Below are 16,799 nucleotides of genomic sequence, written 5' to 3'. Positions count from 1 at the left end.
AGGACCGTGCCCCCACCCCGGTGAGGACCAGCGGCAGGATCGATGTGCGGTCCTGTCAGTACCGGCACCGGGCAGAGGTGTCGTGCACGGGTGACCATTACCGGGGGCGGGCCGTCGTCGATCTGCGCCTGCAAGGCACCATTCCGTCGGCGCACCCGGCACCCGGACGTCATCAATCCGGCGCGGGGGGCCGTCGGGCGGGCGCGGCCCGGCCGATCGGGCGGCTGCGTTACGCGCTGCCGCCAATGGCCGTCGATCTGGTGGCGGGCCTGAACCGGCGGCCGAGCGACTTCCCGACTCCCCGCCGACGGCACCCCGGGCTCACGCACGGCCTGCCTGGACCGGGAACGCCCCCGCGAGTGCGGATCACGCCGAGCGCGGCGAGGAGTCGAGCACCGCGAGACGACTCCAGCCCCAGGTCAGTTGTCACCCGCGTCCGATTCCGGCGCCTCGGCAGCCGCCGGGCCGGCGCGGAGCATGGCCCTGTAGAGGGCCTCGTGCTCGGGCGAGGCGGGCAGAGGGCCGCGGGCCGGGGCCTCGAAGGACTGGACGAGCAGGGCGACGACGCGCCGCCAGGCGTCGGGGGCGGCGTCACCGGTGGCGTTGACGACACCGGCGTTGGCCATGTGCAGCAGCACCAGGTCCGAGGAGTCGAAGTCCTCGCGCAGCCGTCCCGTCGCCTTGGCCCGGCCGATGAGTTCCACCATGCCCTCATAGGCCTCGTTGCGGCGCCGCTCCAGGGCCTTGGCGGTGGGGAAGGTGGTGGTCAGGACGTCGGCGAAGCCGCTGTCGGCGGCCTGCATCGCGCAGGCGGCCTCGATGTAGCCGACGAACCCGTTCCAGGGGTCGGGGTCGTCCAGGGCGACGGCGACGGCATGGGCGTAGGCGTCCATGCGGTCGAAGAAGACGGCGTCGACCAGCTCCGCCTTGGTGGGGAAGCGGCGGAACATGGTGGCGATCCCCACCCCTGCCTCACGGGCCACGGAGGCCATCGAGGCGCCCAGACCGTCGCGCGCGAACACCGCCCGCGCGGCGGCGATGATCCGCTCCCGGTTGCGCTCCGCGTCGCTGCGCAGCGGCTGGGCGGCGGGGCCGTCGGAGGGCTGGGCACCAGGGTTCATACCGATCACCCTAGCAACCGGATCGACCTATCCACTTCTGGTGGTACGGTGGCGACAGTGAAACGGAAAGGCCTATCCGGATCTTGAAATGGATAGGGCTGTCCGAATACCTGCTCTCGTCGACCACCTAGGGAAAAGGATCGCTGTGACCAGCATCGCCATCATCGGAGCCGGCCCTCGACTGGGTCTGGCCATCGCCCGCACCTTCGGCTCCCAGGGCTTGGACGTCGCCCTGATCTCCCGCAACCGCGACAGGCTCGACGCTCTCGTCGCCACGCTCACCGCCGAGGGCATCACCGCCGCCGCCTTCCCCGCGGACGTCCTCGACCGCGACGCACTCACCCAGGCTCTCAAGGACGCCGCCGCGAGGTTCGGGCGCATCGACGTCCTGGAGTACTCCCCGCTCGCGGGCCTCACCACCGCGCTGGCCACCCCGGTCGAGGCCGAACCGGCTCATATACAGCACGAGATCGAGTTCCAGCTCTACGGTGCCATCGCCGCCACCAAGGCGGTCTTGCCGGCCATGCGGGAGGTCGGCGCGGGCACGCTCCTCTTCACCACCGGCGCGGGCTCCATCGATCCCGTGCCGCAGGTCGCCAACGTCAACGCCGCCGCCGCGGCGCTGCGCAACTGGGCGATCAACCTCCACAAGGAGCTGGACGGCACCGGCGTCCAGGCCGCGCACGTCGGCATCGACGTGTCGATCGGCACGCCGGCCGTCCCCGGCTTCCCGACCGCCCAGCCCGAGGAGATCTCCCCCGCCTACTGGGAGTTGCACACGACCAGGCGCGACCAGGCCGAACTCGTCTTCAGTCGCTGAGGACCGCGCCCGGGGTCCTCAGCGGTGTGACACCGGCTCGCTGCGGGCTCCGTCAGCGATCGACCGGCTCGTACGCGAACCAGTCGTAGTGGACGGAGCCGGCACCGGCGAACATGCCGATCACCCGGCCGGTGAAGCCGCCGGCGACCTCCGTGGCCAGGTACTTCCCGTCCAGTGAGGCAAGCTCGACGAAGGTGCCGTCCGGCTCCTCGATGCCGATCGCGACGGTGTCCGGGCCGGTACGTGAGTCGCCCACCGCGTGTACGGCGGTCACCTCGATGCGGAGCACCACTGGCCCCGGGGGTGTCGGCCGGGACGCGACGACAGTGCTCAACGGGCCGATACGGGCCCGCACTCGAACCTCGCCGGACGAGGCCTCGATGTCGTAGTGGTGCTGCTCGTCGAGGCGGACGGCCAGGCCGCCGCGGCCGTCCGAGACATCGACCAGGGCTCGTACACGGCAGGACAGGTGCTGCTGGCGTCGGCCGACGAACGTGACGTCGGTGTCGTCGAGCGATCCGCCGCGTGCCCGCAGAGTGAGCCAGCCGGGCCTTTCCTTCGTCGTGCACACCTCCGGCGGCCGGTGCCGCAGCGAGATCCAGTGCGGGGCCAGCTCGCTCAGGTCGAAGTCGTCCAGACCGGGGACGGGAGCGTGCGGATGCAGCGGCCAGGAGGGGGCCGGCATGGAGGTGGACAGTTCGCCGACGACCGGCCAGTCGTCGACCCAGTCGACCGGTGCCACGAACGTCTCCCTGCCCAGTACGTGCCAGCCGGGAGTCCCTCCGCCCGGCCGCACGCCGAGCAGCACCATCCACCACGAGCCGTCCGGTGCCTGCACGAGGTCGGCGTGGCCGGTGTTCTGGACGGGGTGGTCGGTGCCCCGGTGGGTGAGGATCGGGTTGGCCGGGCACGGCTCGAACGGGCCCGTGGGCGTGAGGCCGCGGGCGATGGAGACTCCGTGGCAGCGCTCGGTGCCGCCCTCGGCGATCAGCAGGTACCAGTAGTCGCCGATCCGGTAGAGGTGCGGTGCTTCCGGCGCCTTGGCACCGGGGGCGCCGGACCAGAGCCGGCGGGACGGGCCGAGAGTCTCCCCGGTGTGGGGGTCGATACGGATCTGTCCGACTCCGGCGGTGGTGCACCAGCAGTTGCCGTCCTCGTCCCAGGCGAGGTCCGGGTCGATGCCCCGCACTCCGGGCAGGCGGACCGGGTCGGACCAGGGGCCGGCCGGGTCGGTGGCCGTGAACAGCAGATTGCCGTCCCCGCTGACGTTGGTGACGATCAGCCAGAAGCGGCCGTCGTGATGGCGGAGGGTGGGTGCATAGATGCCACCCGAGGAGGGGGTGTCGAGGGGCAGGCGCAGTTGCGTGGGCCGGTCGAGCGCGTTGCCGATCTGGGTCCAGTGCACCAGGTCCCGGCTGTGGAAGAGGGGGACACCGGGGAAGTACTCGAAGCTGGAGCAGGCCAGGTAGTAGTCCTCGCCCACCCGACAGACGGAGGGGTCGGGATGGAAGCCGGGGATCACCGGGTTGTCGACGGTCTTGGCGTTCTCGGGCTTGCTCGACACCCTCATCGGGTCCTTTCACTGGTGTGACGCGCGGGAGTCACCGGCGCAGCCGGGACGGCCGGGTCGGTCGGTTCAGTGGTGGAGTGGGACAACCACGATCGAGCAGGCGGGTACCGTCCGGCAGGTCGCGCCGCCCGTCGTCGCGGACGGGCCGGCCCCGCCGGCTGACCCCGCTGGACGACAGCGTGACCGTCGTTGCGTTGACGGGGTCCTTGTCGATGGGCACGACGCTCAGGTAGCCGTCGGCCCGCCGAACGTCGTGCGCGGAGACCAGGGGTGCGAGCCGACGGCCCGGACCAGGGTGCCGCCCGGCGCAGCCAGCGTGGTGATCATACGGGTGCCGTAGCAGGGCGGGAAGGGCACCGGTGTACTCACCGGAGCGGTCGAGGTCCGGCGGTGCCGCGGCGGCGTGCCGTACCGGGGTTTCAGCGTCGGCCGCGCCAGGAACAGGCCGCCGTTCCCCTGACCGGTGCGGGGACGCTGAGCACCGCGCCGGAGGTGGCGGTCGGATCGTTCACCCCGTAGCGGGCCGTGGTGACGAAGAGAGTGTGGTCGCCGGGGTGCAGGCACACCGACGTGGGGTGCGGGGCGGGGACGGTCACGGTGTGGAGCAGGCGGCCGTCGGGGTGATACCGGCGGACCGCGCCCGCGCCCCATATCGCGACCCACAGGCAGCCCTCCTCGTCGACGGTCATTCCGTCCGGGCCGCCCTCGCCGCCGCGCAGTCGGGCGAAGGTCTCCGGGCCCCCGGCGAGGTCACCGGTGACGGGCTCGACCCGGCAGCGGAGGATGGTGCCGGCGGCCGTGTCGGCGAGGTACATGAGCGCGCCGTCGGCGGTGAACGCCGGGCCGTTGGCGATGGTCAGGCCGTCGAGGACGCGGACGACCGTGCCGTCGGGGTCCGTCCGGTAGAGCGAGCCCGCGCCGTGGGTGCCGTCGTAGGCCATGCTGCCGGCCCAGAAGCGGCCTGCGGGGTCGGCGACGCCGTCGTTCATCCGGCTGGGGACCGGGGTGCGGTCCTCGGGCCGGTCCAGCCATTCCAGTGTGCCGTCGGCGGTGAGCAGCGCGATGCCGGTGCCCGCGGCGGCGATCCATGCGCCCGGCTGGTCACCCACCGGCGCGACGGCGCCCAACGGGACGTCGAGTGCGGCCAGTTGGTGTGCGGACGCCGGGCCGGTGTCGTCGCGCAGCTCGAAGAGCCGGCCGCTGAGGAGGTCGACGTACACGTACCGGCCCTCGAACCAGCGCCCGCCCTCGGCGAGTTCGTACCCTCCGTCCACGACGACCGTCGTCGGTACTGCCGTTGCTGTCATGTTCCCTCTCCTGGTCAGCGGATGGTCGTGCCGTCGGGCTCGTCGAGCAGGGCGAGTTCGTCCTGCGTCGGAAGGCCCTCCCAGTCGCCCCGGGTGGCGACGGCGAAGGCCGCGGTGGTGACGGCCCGGTGCAGCCGGGCGGGGGTGTCCGCGCCGTGGAGGTGTCCGGACAGGTATCCGGCCACGAAGGCGTCGCCCGCGCCGACCAGGTCGACGGCGTCGACCTGGCGTGCCGCGCAGTCGGTCTCCCCGTCGGCGGTGAAGGCGGTCGCACCCCGTGCGCCGCGCTTGACGACCACCTCGCTCACGCCCGCGGCCAGGATGCTGCGCACGGCCTCGGACTCGCCCGCTCCGGGCCGTTCCAGGACCAGTGGCAGCTCGTCCTCGGAGGCGATGAGCAGGTCGGTGCGGGCGAGCAGGGGCCGGAGCGCCGTGCGGGCGCGGTCGGCGGTCCACAGCCGGGAGCGGTGGTTGACGTCGAGGCATACGGTGATGCCGGCGTCGCGGGCGGTCGTGGCGGCGGCCAGGGCGGCCTCGGCCGCGGAGGCGCCGAGTGCCGGTGTGATGCCGGTCAGATGCAGGATGCGGGGTCCCGAGGCCAGCGCGGGCAGGACGTCGGCCGGGGAGAGCGCCGAACCGGCGGAACCGGTGCGGTAGTAGCTGACGCGGGTGAGTGTGCCCAGGCGGGGTTCGGTCAGCAGCAGTCCGGTGGGCCGGCCGGTGTCGTCGGTGACCGCGTGGCCGGTGTCGACGCCCTCGGCGCGCAGGGTGCGCAGGACCAGGGCGCCGAGTTCGTCCGCGCCGACCCGGCCGGCCCAGCGCACCCGGTGCCCGAGCCGGGCGAGACCGATGGCCACGTTGGACTCGGCTCCCGCGACGGAGAGGCCGAGGTCGCCGCCGAGGCGCAGGGCGCCGTGGGCGCGCAGTGCCGCCATCGTCTCGCCGAAGGTCACCACCTCGGGCGGGGCCTGGTGATCCGGTGTGGTCACGACGTCCGTCCCTGCGCCACCGTGCGGAACTCGGCCGCGCGGGCGCGGAGTCGGTCCAGGTCGCCGCCGTCGGCCGCGTCCCCGACGAGGGGCGAGCCGACGCCGACGGCGATGGCGCCCAGGTCGAGGTAGTCGCGGGCGGCCTGCGCGTCCACCCCGCCGACGGGCACGAAGGGCACGTCGGGGAAGGGGTCGCGCAGGGCACGCAGGTAGCCGGGGCCGCCGAGGGAGCCGGGGAAGAGTTTGATCGCGGCGGCGCCCCGCGCGAGGGCGGTTTCGATCTCGGTCGGTGTCAGGGCTCCCATCAGCACGGGTACGCCGTAGGGCTCCAGTCCCTCGACCAGTGCCGGGGTGACGAGGTAGGACGCCCCGGCGTCCACGGCGCGGGCGGCGTCCGCGGCCGAGCGGACGGTTCCGGCGCCGAGGAGTGCGTCGGGGCCCAGTGCGGTGCGTGCCTGCCGGATGACGGCCAGGGCGTCCGCGGTGGTCAGCGAGACCTCGACGGCCGCGATGCCCTCTTCGGCGAGGGTGCGTACGGTGTGCAGGGCCGCGACGGGGTCCTTGCCTCGTACGATCGCCAACAGGCGGTGGGCTCGGAGCGATTCCACCAGGTTCATGGGAGCGGGCTCTCCTTGTGCGTGGGGTGCGGGGGCCTGGCGGTGGTCACCATTCGGTGAACGCGCCGTCGGGGCCGCGCCATACGGGGTTGCGCCAGCGGTGTCCGGTCTCGGCGGCGTGGCGTACCGCCTTCTCGTCGATGTCGACGCCGAGGCCCGGGCGGGTCGTGGCGACGGCGTATCCGTCCTGGAACCGGAAGGGTTCGGGGTCCATGACGTACTCCAGCAGGTCGCACTGCTGGTTGTAGTGGATGCCCATGCTCTGTTCCTGGATGAGGAAGTTCGGCACGGAGAAGGCGATCTGGAGGCTTGCGGCCAGGGCGATCGGGCCGAGGGGGCAGTGCGGGGCCATGACGACGTCGTAGGTCTCGGCCATGGCGGCGATGCGGCGCACCTCGGAGATTCCTCCGGCGTGGGACAGGTCGGGCTGGGCGACGGCGATGCCGCTGGTCATGACCTCGCGGAAGTCCCAGCGGGAGTAGAGGCGTTCGCCGGTGGCGAGGGGGATGCTCGTGGACTCGGCCAGGCCGCGCAGGTTGCGCGAGTGTTCCGGTGCGACGGGTTCCTCGACGAACAACGGATGCAGTGGTTCCAGCAGGGGCAGCAGGCGGCGTGACATGGCGGTGGAGGCGCGACCGTGGAAGTCGACGGCGATGTCCCGTTCGTCGCCCAGCACTTCACGGACGGCCGCGACACGCTCGACGACCTCGGCGGTGCGTGCCGGGGTGTCGATCGGGGCGAGTTCGGCGGAGCCGTTCATCTTCACGGCGGTGAAGCCCGCCTTCATCTGCTCTTCGGCCAGCTCGGCGACGTCGCCGGGACGGTCGCCGCCGATCCAGGCGTACATCCGGACACGGTCGCGCACGGGACCGCCGAGGAGGCGGTGCACCGGGACGCCGTAGGTCTTGCCGGCGATGTCCCACAGGGCCTGGTCGATGCCGGCGACGGCGCTGGAGAGGATCGGGCCGCCCCGGTAGAAGCCGCCCTTGGTGAGCACCTGCCAGTGGTCCTCGATGCGCAGCGGGTCCCGGCCGACGAGGTAGTCCGCGAGTTCGTGGACCGCGGCGCGTACGGTCTCGGCGCGGCCCTCGATCACTGGCTCGCCCCAGCCGGTGACGCCCTCGTCGGTGGCGACGCGCAGGAACAGCCAGCGCGGAGCGACCAGGAACGTCTCAAGTCCGGTTATCTTCAAGGAACTTCCTTCGGGAGCGGGTCGGTCGCGAGGTCGTCGGGGTCGGTCCGCGCTCGTACGGCCGCCAGGTCGTCGGAGGCCTGCGCCAGGAGTGACTCGACGGCGGCCACGGCGGCGTCCGGGTCGCCGGCCTCGACGGCGTCGAGCAGTTCCTGGTGCACCGGGATGGAGTCGGCGAAGTGCCGGGCGCCGTGCACGATCCGGTCGCGCACGCGCAGACCCGCCTCGATGACGACCTCCATCCGGCTGAGGAGTTCGTTGTGGGCGGCGTCCAGCAGGGCGCGGTGGAAGGCCAGGTCCGCCTCGACCATCGCGTCGGCGTCCGTACCCGCCGCCGCCATCGCGTCCAGCGCCTGACGCAGCGCGTCCAGGTCGGAGGCGGTGCGGCGGGTCGCGGCGAACCGGGCTCCGGCGGGCTCCACTATCGCGCGGACCTCGGCGAGATCTTCCAGGAAGCCGTCGGTGGGAGCGCTGCTGCCCTGCCAGCGCAGCAGGTCGCTGTCGAGCAGGTTCCAGTCGGCGCGGGGCCGGATGGTCGTCCCGCGCTTCTGCCGTGATTCGAGCAGCCCCTTGGACGCCAGCACACGGAGCGCCTCGCGTACGACGGTCTTGCTGACGCCGAGTTCGGTCTCGAACTTGGCCGGGTCCACCACGGAGCCCGGGGGGTAGTCGCCGCGGATGATGCGCCGGCCCAGTTCCTCGACCGCCTGGCCGTGCAGCCCCCTACCGGGATGGGTCACCACGTTCTCCGTTTCCGTCTCGGTCCTGTTCGCGTGGGCCGCGCACGGCCTGCCGCGCGGTGCGCGCCGCTCACGAGGACTCCTTCATGACGCTCCATCCTCCATCGACCACCAGGCTGGCTCCGGTCACATAGGAGGCGTCCGCCGATGCCAGGAAGGCTACGGCCGCGGCGACCTCCTCCGGGCGCCCGAAGCGTTTCGCTGCCGTGGCCGCCACGCTGCGCGCCCGTTCGGACTCCGGGATCCCCTCCCACGCGGCGGTGAGGATGGGTCCCGGCAGCACCGTGTTGACCCTGATCTCCGGCCCGTACTCGACGGCCAACTGCCGCCCCAGCGAACACAGCGCGCCCTTCGCGGCGGCGTAGGCGGCATGGCCGGGGAGGCCGATGACCGCGTGCACCGAGGAGGTGAGGACGACGGATCCCGACGACTCGCGCAGCATGAGGGCGCAGGTCCTCATCGCCCGCCAGGCCGGCTTCAGCAGTACGGCCATCTGTCCGTCCCATTCGGCCTCGCTCAGTTCGTGGGCGGGCTTGTTGAGCTGGGCGTAGGCGTTGCTGTGCAGTACGTCGAGCCGGCCGTGGTGCTTGTGGACGTGGCGGGCCAGGTTCTCCCAGTCGGCGGCCGAGGTCACGTCGCAGCGGACGTACTGCGCGCGTCCGCCGCTCTCCTCGATGTCCGCGGCGAGCGCCCTGCCCGCCGCGTCGTCCACGTCCGTGGCCACGACGGTCGCGCCCTCGTCGGCGAACCTTCGAGCCGTGGCGGCGCCGATGCCGTGCGCGGCGCCGGTGATCACCGCCACCCGCCCCGCCATCCTGCGGCACTCCGTCATCGCGTGCGTCTCCCCTCGTGTGCCTGCTGCCTGCACCCACCATAGCTGTTTCAATTAATTATGAATATATCTTGACGGCGTGGCGATGACGCTCCAAAACTGACCCGCATGCGACAAGCACCTTCAGTACCGATCGAGACCCGGCGGCGCCTGCGCCCGCCCGGGATCGCCTTCGGCGGCGACTACAACCCCGAGCAGTGGCCCGAGGAGGTGTGGGCCGAGGACGTCGCGCTGATGAAGGAGGCCGGCGTCTCCATGGTCACGGCCGGGATCTTCTCCTGGGCCAAGGTGGAACCACGGCCCGGGGAGTACGACTTCACCTGGTTCGACCGGGTCATGGACAACCTCGCCGGAGCGGGGGTGGCCGTATGCCTGGCCACCATGACGGCGTCCCCGCCGCCCTGGCTGTCCCGGCTGCACCCCGAGATCCTCCCCGAGACCTCCGACGGCCGACGCATGTGGCCCGGCGGACGCCAGCACTACTGCCCCTCCAGCGCCGTGTACCGCGAACATGCCGCGCGCCTGGTCGAGCGACTGGCCACCCGGTACGCCGACCACCCCGCGCTGGAGATGTGGCACATCGGCAACGAGTACGGCTGCCACACCCCGCAGTGCTGGTGCGACGAGTCGGCCGCCGACTTCCGGCGCTGGCTCTCCGAGCGGTACGGCGGCATCGAGGCGCTCAACGACGCCTGGTCGACGGCCTTCTGGGCGCAGCACTACGACAGCTTCGACGAGGTGCTGCCGCCGCGACTCGCGCCCACCTTCCCCAACCCCGCCCAGCAGCTGGACTTCGCCCGGTTCTCCGACGACGCGCTGCTCCAGTGCTGTCTGACCGAGAAGGCGGTACTGCGGCGGATCACCCCCGACGTTCCCGTCACGACCAACTTCATCGGCGTGCACAAGCCCGTCGACGCCTTCCGCTGGGCCGCCGAGGAGGACGTCGTCTCGGTCGACGTCTACCAGGACCCGCACGACGAGGACACGCACGTCTCGGCGGGGTTCATCTTCGACGTCACCCGCTCCGCCCGCGCCGGTCAGCCGTGGCTGCTGCTGGAGCAGGCGCCCAGCGCGGTGAACTGGCGTGAGCGCAACGGACCCAAGCCGCCGGGGCGGATGCGGCTGTGGAGTTGGCAGGCGGTCGCCCAGGGCGCGGACGCGGTGCTGTACTTCCAGTGGCGCCAGTCCCGGGGCGGCGCCGAGAAGTACCACTCGGCGATGGTCCCGCACGGCGGCACCGACACCCGCACCTTCCGTGAAGTGAGCGAACTGGGACGCGAGTTCGCCTCCGTGCCGCAGATCGCCGGCACCCGCTCCACCGCCGAGGTCGCCCTGGTGCTGGACTGGAACAGCTGGTGGGCCCTGGAGCTGGACTCGCACCCCTCCACCGCACTGAACCAGATGGACCTCATGCTCGCCCACTACCGGCCGCTGTTCGAAGCGGGCATCGCCTGCGACGTCGTACCCCCCGACCGCGACCTGTCCGGCTACCGCCTGGTCGTCGCACCCAGCCTCTACCTCTTGAAGGAGCCGGACGCCGAACGCCTCACCGCGTTCGTACGCGGCGGCGGCCACCTGCTCGTGTCGTTCTTCTCCGGCATCGTCGACGACTGCGACCGGGTCCACCCGGGCGGATACCCCGCACCGCTGCGTGACGTACTGGGCCTGCGCGTCGAGGAGTTCTGGCCGCTGGCACAGAACACGACGGTCGACGTCCAGCAGTGGGACGGCACGGTCAGCAGCGCCGACCTGTGGTCGGAGACCGTCGTGCTCGACGGCGCTCGGGCGGTCGCCGACTTCAGCTCCGGGCCGCTGGCGGGCCGGCCCGCAATCACCCGCCACTCCTTCGGCGACGGACACGCGTGGTACGTCGCGACGCGTCTCGCACCCGGGGCCATGCGGGCCCTGATCGACGACGTCTGCCGTACGGCGGCCGTCGGCCCCGCGCTCCCCGGGCTTCCCGAGCACGTCCAGGCGACCGTGCGCGAGGGCGCCGGCGGACGGTTCCTCTTCCTCCTGAACCACGGCCAGGAGGAGGTCGAGATCAGCCTCCCGGAGCCGATGACCGACGCCCTGGCCCCGGCGTCGCCCCCCGCCGACCGCATCACGCTGCCCGGAGCCGGAGTAGCCGTCCTCACCGAGCCGTAGCCAACCGATCGAGCCGCAGACCAAGGGACATAAGGGACGTACATGAACAGCTCACCACCCTCGCGGAGGTCCGTGCTCGGGTGGGGGGTCGGGGCACTCGCCGCGCTCCCCGCCCTCACCTCCTGCGGCCAGACCGTCGGAGCCGCCCGCACCACCCGGCAGGCGTCCACCCGCCCCGGCCAGAAGGTGAATCTCGTCTTCTGGACCTGGGTGCCGATGCAGAAGACCGTCGACCTGTGGAACAGGACCCACCCCGACATCCACGTGGAGATGCAGACCGTCCCCGCGAGCACCCAGGGCGGCTACCAGAAGATGTTCTCGGCCCTGACGGCCGGCAACCCGCCGGACCTGGCGCAGGTCGAGTACCAGGAGCTGCCCGCCTTCATGCTGGTCAACGGTCTGACCGACCTGAGCGGTTACGGGGCCGACGAACTGCGCGACAGCTATGTGCCGTGGCAGTGGAACCAGGGCGTCTTCGGCGGGCGGGTCCACACCATCCCCCAGGCATCCGGTCCGATGGGCCTCTTCTACCGCCGGGACCTCCTCGCGAAGTGGGACATCGAAACACCCGCCACCTGGGCCGACTTCGAAAAGGCCGCACGTGTGGTCAAGGCCCGCGGAGGCGGCGCACGGCTGTCCGCGTTCAACCCCAACTCGCCCGCCTGGTTCGCCGCGATGTGCTGGCAGCGCGGGTCCCACTGGATAGGCACCCAGGACGACACATGGGTCGTCGGCATGAACGACGACCTCTCCCGCGAGGTCGCGGAGTACTGGGAGCGGCTGGTCCGCGACGACCTCGTCTTCGTCGAACCCGACATGTCCAGCGCCTGGTACCGGCAGGTGCAGACCGGGCAGGTGGTCACCTGGGTCGGACCGCAGTGGGGCGACGCCCTGCTGCGCGGCAACGCGCCCGGCACCAAAGGGAAGTGGCGGGTGGCCCCGCTCCCCCAGTGGGCGGCGGGTGAGAACGCCTCCGCCAACTGGGGCGGCGCGTCCACCGCGGTCCTCCAGGGCAGCCGCCATCCACGGGAGGCGCTGGAGTTCGCTCACTGGATCAACAGCGACCCCAAGGCCGTCGACCTCAACATCGCCGTCGGCTACGGCTGGCCCGCCGCGGCGGACGTGTTCCGCGGATCGGCACTCGACAAGCCCGACCCGTTCTTCGGCGGACAGCGGTACAACGACGTCTTCACCGCCTCCGACCGGGCCATCGACACCTCCTGGAAGTGGTCGCCCACCACGGACGCCGACTTCGCCCACCTCGGCGACGCCTTCGGCGCCTCCATGGCGGGGGACGGCACCCTCGCCTCGGCTCTGGCCGACGCGCAGAAACGCACCGTGGACGACCTGCTGGCCAAGGGCCTCAAGGCGAGGAGCCAGTCATGAGCAGCACCAACCCCGCCGTGGACGGCCGACGGCGCATCCCGCGCCCGGACCGTGCCGCCTGGGGATTCCTCCTCCCCTTCGTGGCCCTCTTCCTGTTCGTCTTCGTCATCCCGCTCGGCTACGCGCTCTACGAAAGCCTGCTGAAGCCGATCCGCTCCGGGCCGCTGGGCCTGGGCCCGGCGAGCATCGGCTTCGCCGGGCTGGACAACTACACCCTCGCGCTGCGGCAGTCCGACTTCCTGGAAAGCTTCGGGCGGGTGCTGCTCTTCGGCATCGTGCAGGTCCCTGTGATGCTGCTGCTGGCCACCACGCTGGCGCTGGTCCTCGACACCCTCTCCCAGCGCTGGGCGGGCATCCTGCGCGCCGCCTACTTCCTGCCGTACGGCGTCCCCGGTGTCATCGCGTCGATCCTGTGGGGCTTCCTCTACGTACCGGGCGTCAGTCCCCTGGTCGACCTGCTCGGCAGGGTCGGTCTCGCGCCCGACTTCCTCGGCTACCACGGGGTGCTGTGGTCCATCGCCAACATCGTGATCTGGGAGTTCACCGGCTACAACATGCTGGTGATCGTCGCCCAGCTCAAGTCGATCCCTCAGGAGCTCTACGAGGCCGCGCGCATCGACGGCGCGAGCGCCTGGCAGACGGCGGTCAGGATCAAACTGCCGCTGGCGCGGCCCGCCCTGGTGCTCACCGCCGTGTTCTCCATCATCGGCACCCTGCAGCTCTTCGCCGAACCGCTGATCATCAAACCGCTGACCTCGACGGTCACCAGTTCGTACACACCCAACCTGGCCGCCTACAACGAGGCGTTCGCCAACAACAACATCTACCTCGCCGCGGCCGAGTCGGTGATCCTCGCCCTCGTCGCGAGTGTGCTGTCCTTCGGCTTCCTCAGCCTGGTGAACCGCAAGGAAAGGGGCGCACGGTGAGCGTGTCGACACAGCGGACGACGAAGTCGATGGACACCGCCACCGACACCTCACGACCCGCCGTGGCCGGCCGTGACGGCCGGCCACGCAGAAGGCCGAAGCCTTCGCGGATCCTGGTGGTCGCCCTGCTCACGGTCGCGGCCCTCTACTTCCTGCTGCCCGTGTACTGGCTGGTGGTGGCCTCCACCAAGAACAGCGCGGATCTCTTCGGCAGTTTCGGGCTGTGGTTCTCGGACCCGCAGTGGCTGCACAACCTGTCGCAGGTCTTCTCCTACGGCGAGGGCATCTTCTGGACCTGGACGTGGAACAGCTTCCTGTACGCGGGGGTCGGCGGCGCGCTGGCGACCCTGCTGGCGTGTGCCGCCGGGTACGCCCTCGCCGTGTACCGGTTCCGCGGGCGGGAGTCGGTCTTCAAGGTGGTGCTCGCTGGTGTGCTGCTGCCCAGCACCGCGCTGGCGCTCCCCCTGTACCTGCTGTTCAGCAAGGTGGGTCTGGCCAACACCTACTGGGCCGTGCTGATCCCCAGCATGGTCAGTCCGTTCGGGGTGTACCTGTGCCGTATCTACGCCGAGGCGGCGATACCCACGGAGATGCTGGAGGCGGCCCGGGTCGACGGCGCCGGCGAGTGGCGGATCTTCCACACCCTCGTTCTGCGCACGATGACGCCCGCCCTGGTCACCGTGTTCCTCTTCCAGTTCGTCGGCATCTGGAACAACTACTTCCTGCCGCTGGTGATGCTCTCCGACGACAGCAAGTACCCCCTGACCCTGGGCCTGACCACCTGGCAGTCGCAGTCGGAGCGGTATGCCGAGTTCTATCAGCTGACGGTGGGCGGGGCGTTCCTGTCGATCCTCCCGCTGGCCGCCGCGATGCTCGTGCTCCAGCGCTACTGGCGGTCCGGCCTGACCCAGGGCAGCGTCAAGGGCTGAGAAAACCGGAAGAACCGAAGGAACCGAAGGGAGGGGAGGGGCGGTTCGCCCCTCCCCTGGTCACCGGCGGCCGGTGATGGGCATCATCTGCCCTTGGGGCGGGCGGCCTTGCGGAAGGTGTCGTAGACGAGCTTGGGCCGTTTCTCCGCGAAGGTGAGCAGGCCCATGACGGAGATGCCGTTGTAGGCCTGGTTGTATCCGGCCCGCTGCTTGTAGTCCTTGAGGACCCAGTACGTGAATCCGGCGACGAAGTCGCTGCGTGCGGTCACCTGTTCCCAGTGGGCGGTGAAGCTCGCCGCCTGCCACTCCTCCGTGCCCTGTGTGGTGCCGGGGCCGTGGTCGCCCGCCACGGCCCAGGTGCCGTTCTCGGTGATCAGGATCGGCTTGTCGGGATACTTCGCGTGCACCGCGTCCAGCGTGGGGCCGAGGTCGGCGTCCTTGCCGTAGAAGTAGCCGAAGTACTCGTTGAACCCGATCACGTCCGCGAGGTCGAAGGCGGGGTCGTTGCTGGTGTTGGAGGCCCAGGTCACCGGGCGGGCGGTGAGGTCGACCGCCTTCAGCGCCGCCTTCAGGTCGGCGAGCCAGGCCCGGTAGACGGGAGCGCCGGCCGCGTCGATCTCCGACTCGTTCTGGAGTCCCCAGAGGATCACCGAAGGGTGGTTGTGCTGGTTCCACGCCATGGTCAGGGCAAGTGCGCGGGCGAGGCCGTAGCGCTCGGTCTGCAGCTTCTCCTGGGCGGTGTTGAGCCACATGGTGTCGATGTCGTCCATCACCAGCACGCCGTGCGCGTCCGCCCAGTCGTAGACGTAGGGGTGACGGTTGTAGACGCAGTTGCGGAGGAAGTTGGCGCCCAGTTTCGTGAGGTGGCCCAGTTCCCGGTCGTACTCGGCCGGTGTCATCGCCCTGCCGTGCGCGGCCGTCTCCTCGTGCCAGTTGAGTCCCTTGAGGAACAGGGGCTTGTCGTCGAGCCGCAACTGGGCGTCGCCGACGGCCAGTTCGCGCACGCCGTACACGGTGGACAGCGTGTCCACCCGCGGACCCGAGTGCCTCCCGGCGGTCAGGGTGGCGCGGGCGGTGAGCGTGTGCGGCGAGGCGGGGCTCCATCGCGGAGCGCCGGGTATGGGGAGCACGACCCGTACGACGCCTGCCGATCGGGCGGCGATCCGGGCCGCGACCACGGTGGGGCGGCCACCGCTGCCGCGGCCGGGGTCCAGGGTGAGCCGGCCGTCGAAGTCGGAGGCACCGTGGTTCTCTACGACGGCGTGTGCCTCAAGGCGCCCGTTGGCGGCGGAGACGAGCAGTTTGGCGAGGGTGACCTGCGGAACGGCCTCGATCCAGGCCGAGCGGGTCAGCCCCGCGTAGGGCCAGTAGTCGACGGGCTTGTACGGGATCTCGTGGTCGTCGGTGACCGGCTGCGAAGTGGCGGCCGTGTAGTCGGTGTAGCTCGCCCGGCGGAAGACCCGCACGGCGAGCGTCTGGCGCGTGCCCGGCCTCAGTGCCCCTGCCACCGGCAGCGCGAAGGGCGAGTTGGCGCCTTCGTGCTTGCCGAGGTGGGTTCCGTCGAGCCAGACCTCGGCGCTGTAGCCGGCGGCGAGGAAGGCGATGCGCACGTGCCGGGCACGCCAGGACGCGGGGATGTCGACGGTGGTGCGGTACCAGGCGTAGCCGTCGGTGAACGCCGTGCCTTGGGCGAAGGGTGCGGTCTCCGAGCCGAATCCGGGTGTGTCCAGCAGGTCCCAGGCCGCCGGGACGTCGATGCGGCCCCATCTCTGGTCGTCGTGGTGGCGGGAGTGCCAGCCCTTGTCGAGCCCCTGGTTGTGGGGGTCGAAGCGGAAACGCCACCGCTTGTCCAGGGACAGGTAGTCGCGGGTCGGTTCATGGGTGCGCCAGCCGTCGAAGGCGGGGAGCACGTTGCCGTACTGGAAGACGACGTTGGTCCCGCCCACGTCACGCACATGGGTGCCGGAGGGCTCGGTGGCCGGATGGGTGTCGAGCACCGGGCCACTCGCGGCGGCCACGGTCGTGCCGTCCGCCGCTCGCGCCGTCCCGGGCCACGCCGGCAGGGCGACGAAGGCTGCCGCGCCGAGTGCCGTGACGACGGTGCGCCGGGACGGATGGATGGATTCGGTCATGGCAGGCGGCTCCTTGAGGCACGTGCGGGTTCGTCCGCCCCACAGCCTGGACAACCCCGTCACCCTCGTCAAGGATTATTCATAAATAAT

14 protein-coding genes are annotated in these 16,799 nt (G+C 71.1%); 5 read left to right on the top strand and 9 right to left on the bottom strand.

The features are described from left to right. Positions 1 to 419: 419 nt before the first annotated feature. On the bottom strand, positions 420 to 1,121 hold the full coding sequence (locus ACZ5VD_RS31510) for a TetR/AcrR family transcriptional regulator (protein WP_468684098.1): 702 nt from the start codon (positions 1,119 to 1,121) through the stop codon (positions 420 to 422). 145 nt (positions 1,122 to 1,266) lie between these two features. Between ACZ5VD_RS31510 and ACZ5VD_RS31505 the strand changes: the two genes are divergently transcribed. Further along, entirely contained in the window at positions 1,267 to 1,941 is a 675-nt protein-coding gene (locus tag ACZ5VD_RS31505) for an SDR family NAD(P)-dependent oxidoreductase (RefSeq protein WP_468684096.1), read from the top strand. 52 nt (positions 1,942 to 1,993) lie between these two features. On the opposite strand, the gene ACZ5VD_RS31500 is transcribed toward ACZ5VD_RS31505, so the two are convergent. From ACZ5VD_RS31500 to ACZ5VD_RS31470, 7 genes are all read right to left on the bottom strand, one after another. Then, entirely contained in the window at positions 1,994 to 3,511 is a 1,518-nt protein-coding gene (locus ACZ5VD_RS31500; protein ID WP_468552597.1) for a glycoside hydrolase family 43 protein, read from the bottom strand. Positions 3,512 to 3,930: 419 nt separating this feature from the next. Continuing rightward, the gene (locus ACZ5VD_RS31495) at positions 3,931 to 4,818 is read right to left on the bottom strand and encodes an SMP-30/gluconolactonase/LRE family protein (protein WP_468684095.1); all 888 of its coding nucleotides are present in this window, start codon (positions 4,816 to 4,818) and stop codon (positions 3,931 to 3,933) included. A gap of 14 nt (positions 4,819 to 4,832) precedes the next feature. Then, entirely contained in the window at positions 4,833 to 5,753 is a 921-nt protein-coding gene (locus ACZ5VD_RS31490; RefSeq protein ID WP_468684193.1) for a sugar kinase, read from the bottom strand. 50 nt (positions 5,754 to 5,803) lie between these two features. Further along, positions 5,804 to 6,424 carry a bifunctional 4-hydroxy-2-oxoglutarate aldolase/2-dehydro-3-deoxy-phosphogluconate aldolase gene (locus ACZ5VD_RS31485; RefSeq protein ID WP_468552599.1) on the bottom strand — a complete coding sequence of 207 codons (621 nt, stop codon included), beginning with the start codon at positions 6,422 to 6,424 and terminating at the stop codon, positions 5,804 to 5,806. A gap of 46 nt (positions 6,425 to 6,470) precedes the next feature. Next, on the bottom strand, positions 6,471 to 7,616 hold the full coding sequence (dgoD, locus tag ACZ5VD_RS31480; protein WP_468552600.1) for a galactonate dehydratase: 1,146 nt from the start codon (positions 7,614 to 7,616) through the stop codon (positions 6,471 to 6,473). Then, positions 7,613 to 8,359, bottom strand: a complete 747-nt coding sequence (locus tag ACZ5VD_RS31475; protein WP_468684094.1) for a FadR/GntR family transcriptional regulator — start codon at positions 8,357 to 8,359, stop codon at positions 7,613 to 7,615. The genes dgoD and ACZ5VD_RS31475 overlap by 4 nt, the downstream gene beginning before the upstream one ends. 67 nt (positions 8,360 to 8,426) lie before the next feature. Beyond that, positions 8,427 to 9,188: an SDR family NAD(P)-dependent oxidoreductase gene (locus ACZ5VD_RS31470; RefSeq protein ID WP_468684093.1), complete on the bottom strand. Its 762-nt coding sequence runs from the start codon at positions 9,186 to 9,188 to the stop codon at positions 8,427 to 8,429. Between the two features lie 108 nt (positions 9,189 to 9,296). Here ACZ5VD_RS31470 and ACZ5VD_RS31465 point away from each other — a divergent pair, with 108 nt between their 5' ends. The 4 genes from ACZ5VD_RS31465 to ACZ5VD_RS31450 are packed head-to-tail and all read left to right on the top strand — an operon-like array spanning position 9,297 to position 14,577. Then, entirely contained in the window at positions 9,297 to 11,336 is a 2,040-nt protein-coding gene (locus ACZ5VD_RS31465) for a beta-galactosidase (RefSeq protein WP_468684091.1), read from the top strand. Positions 11,337 to 11,378: 42 nt separating this feature from the next. Then, positions 11,379 to 12,722 (top strand): ABC transporter substrate-binding protein, encoded by a 1,344-nt coding sequence (locus ACZ5VD_RS31460; RefSeq protein WP_468684090.1) that lies wholly within the window; start codon positions 11,379 to 11,381, stop codon positions 12,720 to 12,722. Next, entirely contained in the window at positions 12,719 to 13,648 is a 930-nt protein-coding gene (locus tag ACZ5VD_RS31455) for a carbohydrate ABC transporter permease (RefSeq protein WP_468552605.1), read from the top strand. Before ACZ5VD_RS31460 ends, ACZ5VD_RS31455 begins: the two co-directional genes overlap by 4 nt. A 29-nt stretch (positions 13,649 to 13,677) precedes the next feature. After that, positions 13,678 to 14,577, top strand: coding sequence for a carbohydrate ABC transporter permease (locus ACZ5VD_RS31450; protein ID WP_468552690.1), 900 nt, complete (start codon positions 13,678 to 13,680; stop codon positions 14,575 to 14,577). An 83-nt stretch (positions 14,578 to 14,660) separates the two neighbouring features. On the opposite strand, the gene ACZ5VD_RS31445 is transcribed toward ACZ5VD_RS31450, so the two are convergent. Next, on the bottom strand, positions 14,661 to 16,709 hold the full coding sequence (locus ACZ5VD_RS31445; protein WP_468552606.1) for a glycoside hydrolase family 2 protein: 2,049 nt from the start codon (positions 16,707 to 16,709) through the stop codon (positions 14,661 to 14,663). Between the last annotated feature and the right edge of the window lie 90 nt (positions 16,710 to 16,799).

It is taken from the genome of Streptomyces sp. NPDC032822 (assembly GCF_055578825.1).
Note: the sequence above shows the minus strand (reverse complement) of the source record. Positions and strands in the feature narration are given on the sequence as shown.

Excerpts from the sequence above, each read along its gene's own strand:
- ACZ5VD_RS31510 (WP_468684098.1), bottom strand. The coding sequence starts at position 1,121 with ATGAACCCTGGTGCCCAGCCCTCCGACGGCCCCGCCGCCCAGCCGCTG.
- ACZ5VD_RS31500 (WP_468552597.1), bottom strand. The coding sequence starts at position 3,511 with ATGAGGGTGTCGAGCAAGCCCGAGAACGCCAAGACCGTCGACAACCCG.
- ACZ5VD_RS31495 (WP_468684095.1), bottom strand. The coding sequence starts at position 4,818 with ATGACAGCAACGGCAGTACCGACGACGGTCGTCGTGGACGGAGGGTAC.
- ACZ5VD_RS31490 (WP_468684193.1), bottom strand. The coding sequence starts at position 5,753 with ATGGCGGCACTGCGCGCCCACGGCGCCCTGCGCCTCGGCGGCGACCTC.
- ACZ5VD_RS31485 (WP_468552599.1), bottom strand. The coding sequence starts at position 6,424 with ATGAACCTGGTGGAATCGCTCCGAGCCCACCGCCTGTTGGCGATCGTA.
- ACZ5VD_RS31470 (WP_468684093.1), bottom strand. The coding sequence starts at position 9,188 with ATGACGGAGTGCCGCAGGATGGCGGGGCGGGTGGCGGTGATCACCGGC.
- ACZ5VD_RS31465 (WP_468684091.1), top strand. The coding sequence starts at position 9,297 with ATGCGACAAGCACCTTCAGTACCGATCGAGACCCGGCGGCGCCTGCGC.
- ACZ5VD_RS31460 (WP_468684090.1), top strand. The coding sequence starts at position 11,379 with ATGAACAGCTCACCACCCTCGCGGAGGTCCGTGCTCGGGTGGGGGGTC.
- ACZ5VD_RS31455 (WP_468552605.1), top strand. The coding sequence starts at position 12,719 with ATGAGCAGCACCAACCCCGCCGTGGACGGCCGACGGCGCATCCCGCGC.
- ACZ5VD_RS31450 (WP_468552690.1), top strand. The coding sequence starts at position 13,678 with ATGGACACCGCCACCGACACCTCACGACCCGCCGTGGCCGGCCGTGAC.
- ACZ5VD_RS31445 (WP_468552606.1), bottom strand. The coding sequence starts at position 16,709 with ATGACCGAATCCATCCATCCGTCCCGGCGCACCGTCGTCACGGCACTC.